10 protein-coding genes are annotated in these 15585 nt (G+C 56.6%); all 10 read right to left on the bottom strand.

Annotation, left to right across the window (positions count from 1 at the left end; all coding sequences use genetic code 11):
* Window positions 1-381 precede the first annotated feature (381 nt).
* The gene (locus tag H8S59_RS05145; protein WP_027901140.1) at window positions 382-1356 is read right to left on the bottom strand and encodes a peptide ABC transporter ATP-binding protein; all 975 of its coding nucleotides are present in this window, start codon (window positions 1354-1356) and stop codon (window positions 382-384) included.
* Window positions 1356-2324 (bottom strand): ABC transporter ATP-binding protein, encoded by a 969-nt coding sequence (locus H8S59_RS05150; RefSeq protein ID WP_187520708.1) that lies wholly within the window; start codon window positions 2322-2324, stop codon window positions 1356-1358. Before H8S59_RS05150 ends, H8S59_RS05145 begins: the two co-directional genes overlap by 1 nt.
* A 10-nt stretch (window positions 2325-2334) precedes the next feature.
* The gene (locus H8S59_RS05155) at window positions 2335-3246 is read right to left on the bottom strand and encodes an ABC transporter permease subunit (protein ID WP_187520709.1); all 912 of its coding nucleotides are present in this window, start codon (window positions 3244-3246) and stop codon (window positions 2335-2337) included.
* Window positions 3247-3257: 11 nt separating this feature from the next.
* On the bottom strand, window positions 3258-4268 hold the full coding sequence (locus H8S59_RS05160) for an ABC transporter permease subunit (RefSeq protein ID WP_187520710.1): 1011 nt from the start codon (window positions 4266-4268) through the stop codon (window positions 3258-3260).
* Between the two features lie 74 nt (window positions 4269-4342).
* Entirely contained in the window at window positions 4343-5938 is a 1596-nt protein-coding gene (locus H8S59_RS05165) for an ABC transporter substrate-binding protein (RefSeq protein WP_187520711.1), read from the bottom strand.
* Between the two features lie 82 nt (window positions 5939-6020).
* The gene (locus tag H8S59_RS05170; protein WP_187520712.1) at window positions 6021-7430 is read right to left on the bottom strand and encodes an OprD family outer membrane porin; all 1410 of its coding nucleotides are present in this window, start codon (window positions 7428-7430) and stop codon (window positions 6021-6023) included.
* A gap of 174 nt (window positions 7431-7604) precedes the next feature.
* The gene (locus H8S59_RS05175; RefSeq protein ID WP_187520713.1) at window positions 7605-9203 is read right to left on the bottom strand and encodes an ABC transporter substrate-binding protein; all 1599 of its coding nucleotides are present in this window, start codon (window positions 9201-9203) and stop codon (window positions 7605-7607) included.
* 359 nt (window positions 9204-9562) lie between these two features.
* Window positions 9563-11191 (bottom strand): ABC transporter substrate-binding protein, encoded by a 1629-nt coding sequence (locus H8S59_RS05180; protein ID WP_095098444.1) that lies wholly within the window; start codon window positions 11189-11191, stop codon window positions 9563-9565.
* Between the two features lie 282 nt (window positions 11192-11473).
* Entirely contained in the window at window positions 11474-13075 is a 1602-nt protein-coding gene (locus H8S59_RS05185; protein WP_187520714.1) for an ABC transporter substrate-binding protein, read from the bottom strand.
* A 133-nt stretch (window positions 13076-13208) separates the two neighbouring features.
* A complete protein-coding gene (locus tag H8S59_RS05190) occupies window positions 13209-15422 on the bottom strand; it encodes an HET-C-related protein (protein WP_187520715.1) in 2214 nt (737 codons plus the stop codon).
* Window positions 15423-15585 lie beyond the last annotated feature (163 nt).

The raw sequence follows: 15585 nt of genomic DNA on the forward strand, positions 1-15585 counted from the left end.
GCGAGGCGGTGTGCCAGAACGACCGCGTCAGCCCCTCTCGCCAACAAGTTGGCTCCTACCGGGATCTCGATTGCAGCAGTTCAATTGCAGGGGCATGCGGATGTTATTGACGAGTTAAAGCGCTGGCTTGAGGAAGGTGCAGCGATTTACATCTGCGGCAGCCTTGATCGAGCTTCCGGTAGGAGCGAACTTGTTCGCGAGGCGGTGTGCCAGAACCACCGCGTCAGCCCCTCTCGCCAACAAGTTGGCTCCTACCCGGATCTCGATTGCAGCAGTTCAACTGTAGGAGCATTCGGAGGTTACGACGGGCGCGATCGCGGTGTGTCAGACATACCGCCATCGCTGGCCTCGTAACCTCGGTGAGCTCCTGCAAAAGCCGGTTTAAGCCGCCACAAACTGCTCCGCGTAATGGCAGGCAACCTGACGGTTGTCGACCAGACGCAGGGCCGGTTCTTCAGTGGAGCAGCGCTCGGTCGCGTACGGGCAACGCTTGTGGAAGGCGCAGCCGCTTGGCGGATCGAGGGGGTTAGGCAGTTCGCCGACGATCTTGATCTTGGGCTTCAGTGGGTCCGGATGAATCGTCGGGGTCGCCGACAACAATGCCTGAGTGTACGGGTGCAGCGGACGGTTATAGATCTCTTCCTTCGGACCCATTTCCGCCGGGCGCCCCAGATACATCACCAACACCGTGTCAGCAACGTGACGCACCACCGACAGGTTGTGGGAAATGAACACGTATGCCGTGTTGAATTCCTGCTGCAGGTCCATGAACAGGTTCAGCACCTGTGCCTGAATCGAAACGTCCAGTGCGGAAGTCGGCTCGTCTGCCACCAGCACTTTCGGCTGCAGCATCATGGCGCGGGCCAGGGCGATACGCTGACGCTGACCACCGGAGAACATGTGCGGATAACGCTGATAATGCTCAGGACGCAACCCGACCTGAGCCATCATCGCCTGTACTTTTTCGCGACGTTCCTTGGCAGAAAGACTGGTATTGATCAGCAGGGGCTCACCGAGCTGATCACCAATTTTCTGCCGGGGATTGAGGGACGCGTACGGGCTTTGAAAAACCATCTGAACGTCTTTACGCAGCTGTTTGCGTTGTTCCTTGCTGGCACCGGTGACTTCCTGACCGGCGATTTTCAGCGAGCCGGATGACGGCTCCTCAATCAGGGTCAGTGCCCGAGCCAGGGTCGACTTGCCACAGCCGGACTCGCCAACCACTGCCAGGGTTTTACCGGCTTCAAGTTCGAACGAGACGCCATTAAGGGCGCGCACCAATGCGTGCCCCTTGAACAGACCACGGGATACTTCGTAGTGACGGGTAAGGTCGCGGGCGGTAAGAACGACGCTCATTACGCCACCTCCTGATTCAACGGATAGAAGCAACGCGCCAGGCTATGGGCTTTTGGATCAAGGCCAGGGCGCTGGGTGCGGCAGTTGTCCTGCACGTAAGGGCAGCGTGGCGAAAGCAGACAGCCTTGCGGACGGTCGTAACGGCCTGGAACCATGCCCGGCAATGTCGCCAGACGCTCGGCACCCATGCTGTGTTCCGGAATTGCGGCCAACAATGCTTCGCTGTACGGGTGCGCAGGCACGTCGAACAAGCCGGGCACCTGACCTACTTCCACGGCCTGGCCTGCGTACATCACACAGACGCGTTGAGCCGTTTCAGCAACAACGGCCAAGTCGTGCGTGATCAGCACCAGTGCCATGTCCTGCTCTTTTTGCAGGCTCAGCAGCAGGTCCATGATCTGCGCCTGAATGGTCACGTCCAGCGCAGTGGTCGGTTCGTCCGCGATCAGCAGCTTGGGTTCGCCAGCAATGGCCATGGCAATCGCCACACGCTGACTCATGCCGCCCGACAATTGGTGCGGATAGGCATTGAGACGCGAGGCCGCTCCCGGAATTTCAACTTTCTGCAGCAATTCAAGGGCACGTTGACGCGCCGCTTTGCCGGACAGGTTCAAGTGTTGACGCAGAACCTCTTCGATCTGAAAGCCAACGGTGTAACTTGGGTTGAGCGCGGTCATCGGGTCCTGGAAGACCATCGCCATGTCTTTACCGATGATTTTGCGACGTTGACGCGAGCTGAGCTTGAGCAGCTCGTTACCGTCAAAGTTCAGCGAGTCGGCGGTGATGACGCCTGGGTGATCGATCAGGCCCATCAGCGCCATCATGGTCACGGATTTACCCGAACCCGATTCGCCGACGATGGCCATGACTTCGCCTTTCTCGACGCTCAACGACAGGCCATCGACAACAGGCACAGCGCTGGTATCGCCGAAGCGGACGCTGAGATTCTTGATTTCTAACAGTGACATGCGAATCTCCTCAGGCGGCATTTTTGAGTTTCGGGTCCAGCGCATCGCGCAGCCCGTCGCCCATCAGGTTGATTGCCAGCACGCTGAGCAAAATAGTCAGACCCGGCAGGCTCACTACCCACCAGGCGCGTTCGATGTAGTCCCGAGCCGAAGCGAGCATGGTGCCCCACTCAGGTGTTGGCGGTTGTACGCCCAGACCAAGGAAGCCCAGCGCCGCAGCATCAAGGATTGCCGAGGAGAAACTCAGGGTGGCCTGAACGATCAGCGGTGCCATGCAGTTAGGCAGCACGGTGATGAACATCAGGCGCGGCAGGGTAGCGCCCGCCAGACGGGCAGCCGTCACGTAATCACGGTTCAGTTCGCCCATGACCGCAGCGCGGGTCAGACGAACATACGCAGGCAGCGAAACGACGGCGATAGCAATCACGGTGTTGATCAGGCCAGGGCCGAGGATTGCGACGATGGCCACTGCCAGCAGCAGCGAAGGCAGCGCAAGCATGATGTCCATCAGGCGCATGATCGATGGACCGAGAATACGCGGGAAGAACCCGGCGATCAGGCCCAGGAGGATGCCCGGAATCAGAGACATGACCACCGACGACAGACCGATCATCAGCGACAGACGCGAGCCTTCGATCAGGCGCGAGAGCAGGTCACGGCCCAGTTCGTCGGTGCCCAGCAGGAATTGCCATTGACCGCCTTCAAGCCAGACCGGCGGGGTGAGCAGGAAATCACGGTACTGCTCGCTCGGGTCATGCGGCGCGACCCAAGGGGCGAACAGCGCGCAGAACACGATCAGGGTCATGAACATCAGGCCGGCAACTGCACCTTTGTTTTTCGCAAAGGCTTGCCAGAATTCTTTGTACGGCGAGGGGTAAAGCAGGCTTTGATCGACTGCTACCGAAGGAGTAGGTGTGCTCATAGTCAAGGATCTCAGCGCTGGTGACGGATGCGTGGGTTGGCAAAGCCGTAGAGGATATCCACCACGAAGTTGACCAGGATCACCAGGCAGGCGATCAGCAGAATGCCGTTTTGCACCACCGGGTAGTCACGCGCACCGATGGCTTCGATCAGCCACTTGCCGATGCCCGGCCAGGAGAAGATCGTTTCGGTCAGTACCGCACCGGCCAACAGCGTGCCGACTTGCAGGCCGAACACGGTCAATACCGGGATCAGCGCGTTACGCAGGCCATGAACGAACACCACGCGGGCAGGCGACAGGCCTTTGGCGCGAGCGGTCCGCACGTAGTCTTCACGCAGCACTTCCAGCATCGACGAACGGGTCATCCGCGCGATCACTGCCAGCGGAATAGTGCCGAGCACGATCGCAGGCAGAATCAGGTGATGCAGTGCATCGAGGAAAGCGCCTTCTTCATCGCTGAGCAACGTATCGATCAGCATGAAGCCGGTTTTTGGCGGAATGTCATACAGCAGGTCGATTCGTCCGGAGACGGGTGTCCAGCCCAGGGTTACCGAGAAGAACATGATCAGAATCAGGCCCCACCAGAAGATCGGCATCGAATAGCCCGCCAAGGAGATGCCCATCACCCCGTGATCGAATAACGAGCCCCGTTTGAGCGCCGCGATGACGCCGGCCAGCAGCCCGAGAATGCCCGCAAAAATCAGTGCTGCAATCGACAGCTCCAGAGTGGCAGGAAACAGTGCGGTGAATTCGGTCCACACACTGGTCCGCGTGCGCAACGATTCGCCGAGGTCGCCTTGAGCGAGTTTGCCGACGTAATCGAGGTATTGCGCATACAACGGTTTGTTCAGGCCCAGACGTTCCATGGCCTGAGCGTGCATTTCCGGATCAACCCGGCGTTCACCCATCATGACTTCGACCGGATCGCCCGGAATCAGGCGGATCAGGGCAAAGGTCAGCAAAGTGATGCCGAAAAACGTGGGTATTAACAACCCCACTCGGCGGGCGATAAAACTAAACATCGTGTGGTGTTCCTCATCGGCCGGTTAGGCGTGCTCCAGCGGATCTCGGGTAGTGAGTCCGCCGGATTATTTTTCTACTTCACCCTGGTAGTGGCGAAGTTGTTATTAGTCAGCGGGCTAATTTGATAGCCTTCGACGTTGCTACGCATTGCAGTAAACAGTTTTGGATAAGCAAGGCTCAGCCAAGGCACGTCTTTGGCAAATATTTGCTGAGCTTGTTCGTAAAGTGCAGTCCGTTCAGCCGGATCGGTCTTTTCCCGGGCCTTGGAGATTGCCTCTTCAAACGCCTTGTTACACCAGCGGGCGTAATTTTCACCATTCTTCGCGGCTTCGCAACTCAGGTTCGGTGTCAGGAAGTTATCCGGGTCGCCATTGTCGCCAGCCCAGCCTGCAAACACCATGTCGTGCTCACCGGCCTTGGCCCGTTTAAGCATCTCGCCCCATTCCATGACGCGCAGATTCAACTTCAGACCGATTTTGGCCAGGTCCGCTTGCAGCATTTGCGCACCCAGCGCCGGGTTCGGGTTAGTCACTGCACCGCCGTTACGCAGGAACAGGCTGAACTCCTGGCCTTCCGGTACGCCGGCTTCTTTAAGCAGTGCGCGGGCTTTTTCCTGATCGTGTGCGGGGTTCTTGATGTCGTGAGCATAGCCGAGCAGCGTTGGCGGATACGGGTTTACCCCTTCAGTCGCCTTGCCTTCGCCGAACAGCGCTTTTATGTAAGCCTTTTTGTCGAACGCCAGGTTGATCGCTTCCCGCACACGCACATCGCTCAAATACTTGTGCGAAGTGTTGATGGCGATGTAGCTGGTCATCATGGCTTCCATCTCATCGATCTTGAGCTTGGGGTCTGCCTTGATGGTTGCGATGTCGTCCGGTTTTGGATAAAGCGCGACCTGACATTCGTTGGCCTTGAGCTTTTGCAGGCGCACATTGCTGTCCAGCGTGATCGCAAAAATCAATGTTTCGCTGGGCACTGCACCCTTCCAGTAATCCGGGTTGGCTTTATAGCGAACTTGGGCATCCTTGGCATAGCGAGTCAGGATGAACGGGCCTGTTCCGATGGGCTTACTGTTCAGTTCGCCGGTTTTGCCTGCCTTGAGCAGTTGATCTGCGTACTCGGCGGAGTAGATCGACGTGAACGGCATGGCCAGGTCACGCAGGAACGGTGACTCGGGACGTGTCAGAGTGAACTTGACGGTGTGGTCGTCGACTTTTTCGACGCTTTTAAGCAGGTCATTGAAGCCCATGCTTTCGAAATACGGGTAGCCGGTCAGAGACTTGTCGTGCCATGGGTGCTTCGGGTCCAGCTGACGCTGAAAGCTCCAAAGGACGTCGTCGGCGTTCATCTCGCGGCTTGGTTTGAAGTAATCGGTGGTCTGGAACTTGACGCCTTTACGCAGGTGGAAGGTATACGTCAGGCCGTCGTCGCTGACGTCCCAGCTTTCAGCCAGGTTGGGTTCAGTTTCGGTGGTGCCCGGTTTGAATCCGACCAGTTTGTCGAGGAAGGTTTCGGCCGTGGCATCAGCCGTGACAGCGGTGGTGTATTGAACGATATCGAAGCCTTCAGGGCTGGCTTCGGTGCAAACCACCAAGGGCTTGGCGGAGACGCTCAGCGCCGCGCTGAACAGAGCCAGGGCGATCGAGTTGCGTAGCGATAACAGTTTCAATGTGAACCCTCCGTTGATGTAACGCCTGTGCGACCGATCCGGCGCGGTGTTGGCCCCCGCGCCGGATCGGTCATGGTGCGAGTTACAGGATGTTGAATGGAATGGTGGTTACCAGACGGAACTCGTTGATGCTGCCATCAGCCTGATTTTCGCTGGCGCGGTGTGTGGTGTAGGTCGCGCGGATCGCGGTGGCCTTGAGAGGGCCGGACTGTACAGCGTATGAAGTGCCGATGCCGTACTCGTAGTGGGTTTCGCCGTCCATAGTCCGAACGCCAGTCGCTGCGCCGGTGACTTCGTCGATACCACCGTATGCACCGCCTTTGTAGTGAGTACCGTCGATACCCCAACCGCGGGCCTGGTAGATGTTGAATTTCAGGCCGGGCACGCCGTATTCGGCCATGTTCAGTACATAAGCAACCTGCAGTGACTTCTCGTTCGGGCCGTTGAAGTCCGAGAGCAGGGAGTTGGCCAGGAAGATGGCGTTGGTGTCGTGGGCGTAATCGAAGTATTCGTTACCAGCGACTTCCTGATAGGCAACGCTCAGGCTGTGGGCCTTATGCGTACCGGTGAAGGAAAGGCTGTAGGTATCGTTGTCGATCGGACCCAGTTTGCGCTGGCCCGAATCTTTGGTTTTGTAGTAGTTCAGGTTTGTGCTCAGGCCCACTACGTCGGTGTCACCCATTTCGTGAGTGAAGGCAAAGTAGTACTGGTGCCAGAAGTCTTCGAGGTTGGAGGCGTAGAAGCTGGTGGTCAGGCTTTCGAACGGCTTGTAGTCGGCACCGAACATATCGAGACGATCAGCGGTCTGGCTGCGATCACCGTACTCAGAGCGGAACTTGTCCAGGCTTTGCTCCATACGTGGCGACACACGGTCGAAGCTACCGCCCTGGAAAGACAGGTTGTTGAGCTCGTCGCTCTGCACGGCAACACCCTGGAAGCTGGAGGGCAGTGCACGGTTGCCGATGAAGGCAATAACCGGGGTGTTCACCGACTGGCGACCCATGGTCAGGGTGGTGTTGGAGACACGCGCCTTGACGTTGCCCAGGCCCATTTTGCTCCACTGGCCTACTGCGTCGCCGTCACTGTCTGCCAAGGTGCGGTTGGATTTGCCAGCGAAGTCATCGGTATCACGGTCCAGCGCAATGGCGTTATACAGCGCCAGTTCGGTGGAGAAGCCTACAACGCCTTGGGTGAAGCCCGAGGTGTAGTTGATGATGGTGCCTTGTTGCCAGTTGATGCGACGCGAGGTGGATTTCTCTACGCCGTCATCGTTGTAGCCGAAAGTACCACCGCGGCGCAGCAACTCGTTGGCATACCAGTTACGAGTCGTACCGGTCAGATGTGAATCTTCAATGAAGCCAGCGGCCTCACCCTGTGCGCTTTTGGAACTCAGCTGGGTTGGCACGAATGCCTGGCTGACAGGTTCTGCCTGTGCCATTGCGCTCAGAGAAGCAATGGAAAAAGCGACTGCTGCGGTACTGACTTTTCTCACGATTGAAGCTCCCTTTACTACTTTATAGTTGCCAGTTTTTTGGGTCTGGCTCTGGTGGTGTGGGGCTTTTTTTGCCCCGTTCTTTTTTGATACATCTGCTAACAAAACGAATTTCTGGAACGGTGAAACTCGCCGCCCTGGTCAGGGGCAGCGAACATCTGTTGGTGAGTTGAGTTACTCGGCGACGCTGACGCCGGTGAACGTGTTACGCCCGAACGGGCTGACTTTGAAACCCTGCACTTCTTTACGCAGCGGCTGGTTAACCGTGGAGTGTGCGATTGGCGTGATAGGTACTTGCTGTTTCAGGTACTGCTGGGCCTGTTTGTAGAGGTCGGTGCGCTGGGCGCGGTCGGAAGTGGCAACCGCGGCCTTGACCAGTGCGTCGTATCTTTCGTCACACCACATCGAATAGTTGTTACCGCCAATGGCCGCACAGCTGTACAGCGTGCCCAACCAGTTGTCCGGGTCACCGTTGTCACCCGTCCAGCCGATCAGCGAAATATCGTGCTCGCCGTTCTTGGTGCGCTTGAGGTATTCGCCCCACTCGTAGCTGACGATCTTGACCTTGATGCCCACCTTGGCCCAGTCAGACTGCAGCATTTCAGCCATCAGCTTGGCGTTGGGGTTGTAGGGACGTTGAACCGGCATGGCCCACAGGGTCAGCTCTGTACCTTCTTTAATGCCCGCTGCGCGCAGCATCTCTTTGGCTTTTTCCGGGTTGTACGGCGTGTCCTTGATGGTGTCGTCGTAAGACCATTGAGTCGGCGGCATGGCATTGACGGCCAGTTGACCGGCGCCCTGATACACGGCGTTGATAATGGCTTGCTTGTTGACGGCCATGTCCAGCGCCTGACGCACTTCCAGTTTGCCCAACGGCTCATGGCGTACGTTGTAAGAGATGTAGCCCAGGTTGAAGCCAGCCTGTTCGATTACCTTGAGGTCTTTGTCTTCCTTGAGTTTCTGGAGGTCGGCAGGGCGTGGGTTGAGCGAGACCTGGCACTCGTTGGCCTTGAGTTTCTGCATCCGTACCGACGCGTCGGTATTGATCGCAAAAATCAGGTTATCGATTTTCACGCGGCTCGGGTCCCAGAAGTCCTTGTTGCCCTTGTAACGAATTTGCGAGTCTTTCTGATAGCGCTGGAAAACAAAGGCGCCGGTGCCGATTGGCTTCTGGTTGATGTCGTGCAGGTTGCCGGATTTCATCAACTGGTCTGCGTATTCAGCGGACAGAATCGAGGCGAAGTTCATCGCGACGTTCTGGATGAACGCGGCATCCACTTTATTGAGGGTGAATACCACGGTCAGCGGATCGGTTTTTTCCACTGACTTGATGTTTTTATTCAAGCCCATGCCGTTGAAATACGGGAATTCGGTCGGGTAAGCGACACGAAACGGGTGATCCTGCTTGAGCATGCGGTTAAACGTGAACAGCACGTCATCGGCGTTGAATTCGCGCGTTGGCTTGAAGTAAGGCGTGGTGTGGAATTTAACGCCTTCGCGCAGATGGAACGTGTAGATCAGGCCGTCTTCGGAAACATCCCACTTGGTTGCAAGTGCCGGAATGACGGCGGTGCTGCCTTGTTCGAATTCGGTGAGGCGGTTGTAGATTGGTTCAGCGGCATCGTTGTCGGTGCCGGCTGTGTACTGGGCGATGTCGAAACCGGCCGGGCTTCCTTCCGAGCAAAACACCAGATTGCTGGCGGCCTGCGCCGCAGGCGTCAGGGTCAGCAAGCCAAGGCTGAACAACGACGACATGGCAATGGTTTTACGCATGATGATCCTTATCCTTCAAGTGAGTAGTAAGTGCCCAACAATTGCCAGGCAAAGCATTGCCTGCAAACTGGAAGCCTTGGCGACCGCTCAGTAACAAAATGAAATAGCTTGGCCCGCGCCCACGAAGGTATGTCCGTCAGGCGGGACTGTATGTAGTACCGGATGCCTAAAAACGCGTAGGAAACTTCTGTATGTAATTAGCGCAGTTTATGTAGGAGCTGCCGAAGGCTGCGATAACGTCGTATCTGACGCACCGCAATTCGCAGCCTTCGGCAGCTCCTACAAAATTTGTGCAACTAACTTTATTTAACCGACGAATGGAAATAACTGCGCTGTGTTACAGCGCAGTTATTTGATTCTTACTTGCCGGTAACGCTAACCCCGTAGAACGAGTTCAGACCAAATGGGCTGATCTTGAAGTCCTGAACGGTAGTGCGCATCGGTTGGTAAACCGTTGAGTGCGCAATAGGTGTCATCGGGACGGCATCTTTGAGGAGATGTTGTGCCTGTTTGTACAGCTCAGTGCGTTTGGCCTGATCTGTCGTTTCCTTGGCTTGGTGAATTAAGGTATCGAAAGGCTTGTCGCACCATTTGGCGAAGTTGTTACCTTCCAGGGCATCACAGCCAAACAGGGTGCCGAGCCAGTTGTCCGGGTCACCGTTGTCACCGCTCCAGCCAATCAGCATCGCGCCGTTCTCGCCCGCTTTGGCACGCTTGATGTATTCGCCCCATTCGTAGCTGACGATCTTCACGTTGATACCGATCTTCTTCCAGTCGGACTGAAGCATCTCGGCCATCAATTTGGCGTTCGGGTTGTAAGGACGCTGAACCGGCATCGCCCACAGGGTGATTTCGGTGCCTTCCTTGATGCCGGCCTGCTTGAGCAGAGCCTTGGCTTTTTCAACGTCGAACGGTGCGTCTTTGATGGTGGTGTCGTAGGACCACTGGGTTGGCGGCATGGCGTTGACGGCCAGTTGGCCTGCGCCCTGATACACCGCATCAATGATGCCTTGCTTGTTCACGGCCATGTCCAGCGCCTGACGAACTTCCTTGATGGCCAGAGGGTTTGGCTGATCGCTACCCTTGATCTTGTCCATGGTGTTGTAGGCGATGTAACCCAGGTTGAAGCCTGCCTGATCCGGCATCTTCAGGTCCTTGTCGGCCTTGAGTGGAGCAAGGTCGGCAGGGCGTGGGTAAGCGGTGATCTGGCATTCGCCCTTTTTCAGCTTCTGTGCACGAACCGAAGCATCAGTGGTAATGGCGAAGATCAGGTTGTCGAGTTTGACGTCTTCAGGCTTCCAGTAATCCTTGTTGCCGGTGAAGCGGATGTTGGAGTCTTTCTGGTAGCTCTTGAATACAAACGGGCCGGTGCCGATCGGTTGCTGATTGATCAGTTCAGGCTTGCCTTCCTTGAGCAGCTTGGCTGCGTATTCAGCGGACTGAATGGACGCGAAGCTCATGGCCAGGTTTTGAATGAATGCAGCATCCACAGTGCCGAGAGTCAGTTTGACCGTGTGCTCGTCAACTTTTTCGACTTTCTTGATGTTGGTGTCCATCGCCATGTCGGTGAAGTACGGGAACTCGGTCGGGTACGCCTTACGGAACGGGTCGTCTTTGTTGATCATGCGATTGAGCGTGAACAACACGTCATCGGCATTGAATTCACGGGTCGGCTTGAAGTACGGGGTGGTGTGGAACTTGACGCCTTCACGCAGGTGGAAGGTGTAAGTCAGACCATCCGGGGACACGTCCCAGCTGGTCGCCAGGCCTGGTACTACCGCGGTGCCGCCACGTTCGAACTGGCTCAGACGGTTGAATACGGTCTCTGCCGATGCATCGAAATCGGTGCCGGTGGTGTATTGGCCTGGGTCGAAACCGGCCGGGCTGCCTTCGGAGCAGAACACGAGGTTCGATGCCGCTTGAGCGAAAGGAGCTGCAGTGATCAAGCCTGCACTGAGTAGAAACGGAATGACCGCGTGTTTGAGCATGGTGGCCTCAGTTGTTGTCATTTTTAATTTTGAGGATCTGACCTTGTGAGCCGATCTTGCCGATACTTATGCAGGGGCCATACCCAAAGCAAGGCGTTGGCGCCAGAGAAGTATCAAAGAGTGGCACGAGCGTACAGGAATGTCGCATCAGTGTAATTTTTGACGCATTTGATCGTTTGCGCGTCGTATCTGGAAAGGTTTTGCGCACCAATCGCGAGCAGTCATTTGTGTTGAATGCACTCGATTGGCGCGACAGTGTTACCAATTTTTCTAATGGTTCGTTTATTTGGTCAGGCTTACACCATAAAAAGGCGTGAGTCCGAAGGGGCTGAGCTTGAAGTCCTGAACTTCCTTGCGCACCGGCTGGAAGACTTTGGAATTGGCGATCGGGGTGATCGGCACCTGCGCCTTGAGGATCTGCTGCGCCTGTTGGTAGAGCTTGATGCGCTCGTCGCGATCCGCGGTCAACTTGGCTTTCTGCACCAGCTTGTCGTAGGCCGGATCACACCATTTCGCGTAGTTGCTGCCTTTAACCGCCGCGCAGCTGTACAGCACGCCCAGCCAGTTGTCGGGGTCGCCATTGTCGCCGGTCCAGCCATAAATCATCGCGTCGTGCTCGCCGGCCTTGGCGCGCTTGATGTACTCACCCCATTCGTAGCTGACGATGTTGGCCTTGATGCCAACCTTGGCCCAGTCGGCCTGAATCATCTGGGCCGACATGCGGGCGTTCGGATTGGAAGCTCGTTGCACGGTCATGGCCCACAGATTGATCTGGGTACCCGGTGCAACACCTGCTTCCTTGAGTAACTGTTTGGCCTTTGTCGGGTCGTGCGGTGCGTCCTTGATGCTCGGGTCGTAACTCCACTGGCCTGGCGGGATGGCGTTCTGGGCCAGTTGTCCGGCGCTTTGGTAAACCGCTTTGATGATCGCCGGTTTATCGATAGCCATATCCAGCGCCTGACGCACTTTCAGTTGATCCAGTGGTGGATGGGTCACGTTGTAGGCCAGGAAGCCAAGGTTGAATCCTGGCTGACTGATCACTTTGATATTCGGGTCTTTTTGCATCTCTTCGATGTCTTGCGGGCGCGGATAGCCGCTGACCTGGCACTCACCGGCCTTGAGCTTCTGCATCCGCACGGCCGCATCGCTGTTGATGGCGAAGATCAGGTGATCGAGCTTCACGTCCTCGGGCTTCCAGTACGCCGTATTGGCGTCGTACCGAATCTGCGCGTCTTTCTGATAGCGCTTGAACACGAACGGTCCGGTGCCTATCGGTTTCTGGTTGAGCTCTTCGGCTTTGCCCTGCTTGAGCAACTGGTCCGCATATTCAGCCGATTGCACCGAGGCAAAGCTCATTGCCAGGTTCTGCACGAACGCTGCATCGACATTGTTCAGGTTGAATTTCACGGTCTGGTCGTCGACTTTCTCGACGCTCTTGATCGTGGTGTTCATGCCCATGTCGACGAAATAGGGCGACTCCGAAGGGTATGCCTTGCGGAACGGATGATTGCCGTCCAGCAGTCGCTGGAACGTGAACAGCACATCGTCTGCGTTGAAGTCCCGGGTCGGCTTGAAGTAATCAGTGGTATGAAACTTCACGCCGGGGCGCAGGTGGAAGGTGTACGTCAGACCGTCATTCGAGACATCCCAGCGAGTGGCAAGCCCGGGCTCTACTTCGGTGCCGCCGCGCTTGAACTGCGTCAGACGGTTGAATACGGTTTCAGCGGAGGCATCAAAATCAGTGCCGCTGGTGTACTGGCTCGGATCGAACCCTGCCGGACTGGCTTCGGAGCAATACACCAGCGTGCTGGCTGCCTGAGCAATGGGCATGCAGGCCAGAAGGGCGGTGGTCAGGAGCAGTGGTTTGAATACGTTTTTTCCCATGGAACCCTCGCGAGTGCGGCAATGGCTGCCTGAATTTCCGTCTGGCAGTTGGACAGCGCAGAATGTCGCACTGGCAGGTTGCTCACAAGTGTTGCGTCTCGCGATTCGAAACTGCACCCGATCACCGCTTTGCTCAAACCGCTTTGCTGCTGCCCATCGCCTTGACGCTTTGACGCTGCTTTATCTCAGCGACATCTTTGAGCCCGATGCTGCTACCGAGTTTCTTGAGATAGTCCCACGTGCCGAGACTTTCTTTCGCGAACCCCTGAAAGTTCTTGCGCGCTACCTCCAGCAATTCCTGCTGCAGATGTTCGAGTTCGGTTAACGAACTGGCACGTTTGATTTGCTCGGGATTTTTGCTCGCCCACTCGAGAAAGATATCGTCCAGTTGGTACGTGTCTTCCGGGTGTACAAAATAGCTGAGGGCAATCTCTGTCGGTTTCATCTCCGAGCCAAAACGCCAGTAATTGAGCATGGCGCCCGCCACTTCCCTGATCGCGCTCGACGCGCAGTTCGCTGCCAGCTTGTGCAGCGGATGATTCGCATGATCTTTGGATAACTGGGAGTGCGACGGATCCGTATTGCCGGGCCGATGGGGGTCAGGGCCGGTATGGGTCTGTATGTCATCAATACTGTTGCCGATGAGTTGCAGGATTCCCTGGAAAATCGCGCTGTAGGCGTTGCCTGCCAAGCGTAAGGGGCTGGAGATAACCCAATAGTAGAGTTCCAGCAAGTTGAAACCGGGAATTGAACTGGCTTTGTCACGAGCAGCGAGGAAGTCCTGGAACGCCTCCAGTAACCACGCTTCGTCATGTTCGTTGAGCAGGATCAGCAGCATTTGCTCCGAGTCCGAGCGAGCGCCGGGTTTCGTCGGGGTGAACTTCCATAGCTCGGCGGGGGCCAGAATCTTGGCGATTGGTCCTGCAAGGCTGGCGACAGTATCACTTCCACCAAATGTCCCAGTCACTAATGGCAGCTTGTGTTTGCAGTCCGCCGGGCCTGTCCAGGGCAGGACGCCTTTATGATTCAGGCTGATCAGGTTCAACTCGACAAAATTGGAGTGGGCGAAAAAGTCTTCGAGAATATGCAGGGCACCGCCCAGCTTGCGCAGCCCTTCCGGGGTGTAACCCTCTCTCATGGCGGCCGACAGCTCCCTGTACATCTTTGCCGCTGAGCGATGTATGTAGGATTTCATCGACGTCTCATAGTCGACTTCCAGCAAGGGATCATCGGCGAGCACCCAGGGCTCGAACTCCGGATCGCGTTCAGCGGGATCAGCGGGCGTGGGATTCTCGACTTTCGGGTTGTCGATGTGGTGGCTCGGGCGGTAAACCCCCAGTTTTTTCTCGGTCACTTTGTAGCTGAAGCTGTCTTTGGCGCGTAACCCGGAAAACTTTCTGGCTGCCATTACGTCGACGACTGCCGTCAGCGCTTCACGGGACATGACCGCGGGGAAATCTTTCTTTTGATCTTTGCCCCGGACGATCTTGGGGTCCAGTAATTGCGCATGATCCCGAAGCCAGTTGCCGAAATACATGGCTTGTAGATCCTCATCGGCAAAGCCGATCGCTTGCAAGCCTGCTTCAATCCGCTCGTGGCTGAAAAGCCCGTCGCCGCTGCCATCTGCCTCGAACGCTTCTCGGTCGGGGTCTATCGCGTCTCCATCCATCCGCGCAATGTCGCTTTGTCTTTCCCTTACCGCTCGCATGCCTTGGGCGTAATTGATTTTGATGACGTACTCCACGTTGTCCCCTTCGACGTACGTGCCCAGGATCAGATCGCCATCTTCCTGCATCCCGGACCTTGCCATATGCGTGGCATAGCGGGCGCCTTCTTCTCCGACGGAATCCGAATGCAGGTCCAGAGTGTCTTGTGCGTGAAGGGGGGCGATGTCCCGGCGGATGACATCATCCAGGTGGTGGCCGAACTCATGGAGCAGCACCGCCAGCAGTTCCCATGCCGCTTGGGGGTGTTTGACGATGTGTTCCAGCGCCTGAGCGTGAATCCGGACAGTCCGGTCGCGGTTGTTGTAGTCGGCGGGATACGTCCCTGACGAAACAATCTTGTAGCGGGGCAGGGGAATTGCGTCTGCCAACAAGGCCTTTTGTAGTTCCAGGTACACCTTGGGAGGGATGTCCAGGCCGAAGATCGTTGCCATTTCCATGATGAATTGCGGCGCGGCCCGGTCGTGCGCCAAACGGGTCAGGAGGTCCAGGGCAAATGTACTGTCCAGTCGCCCAGGTTCCATACGGAGCGCAAATGCGAACGCGTTGCCAGTTTTACCGCCACGCATCAGTTGGTTTATGTAGCGATTGTTTTTTTTCGGTGAAGCAATTGGAGGATTCATCCGTGAGTCCTTGAAAGTGTGCGAACGCGGACGCCCACGTCGCATAGAAATGATTGGGGGTGGTGCCGGATGAAGTTTACGGACGCGTCCTGACCGAAAAAGCAGGACATGCCTTCAATTGCTGTAAGGTGGGGAGTCGAACGGTGTGCGAGTGGTGGGAGCG

Source organism: Pseudomonas folii (assembly GCF_014357575.1).
Classification (GTDB): Bacteria; Pseudomonadota; Gammaproteobacteria; order Pseudomonadales; family Pseudomonadaceae; genus Aquipseudomonas; species Aquipseudomonas folii.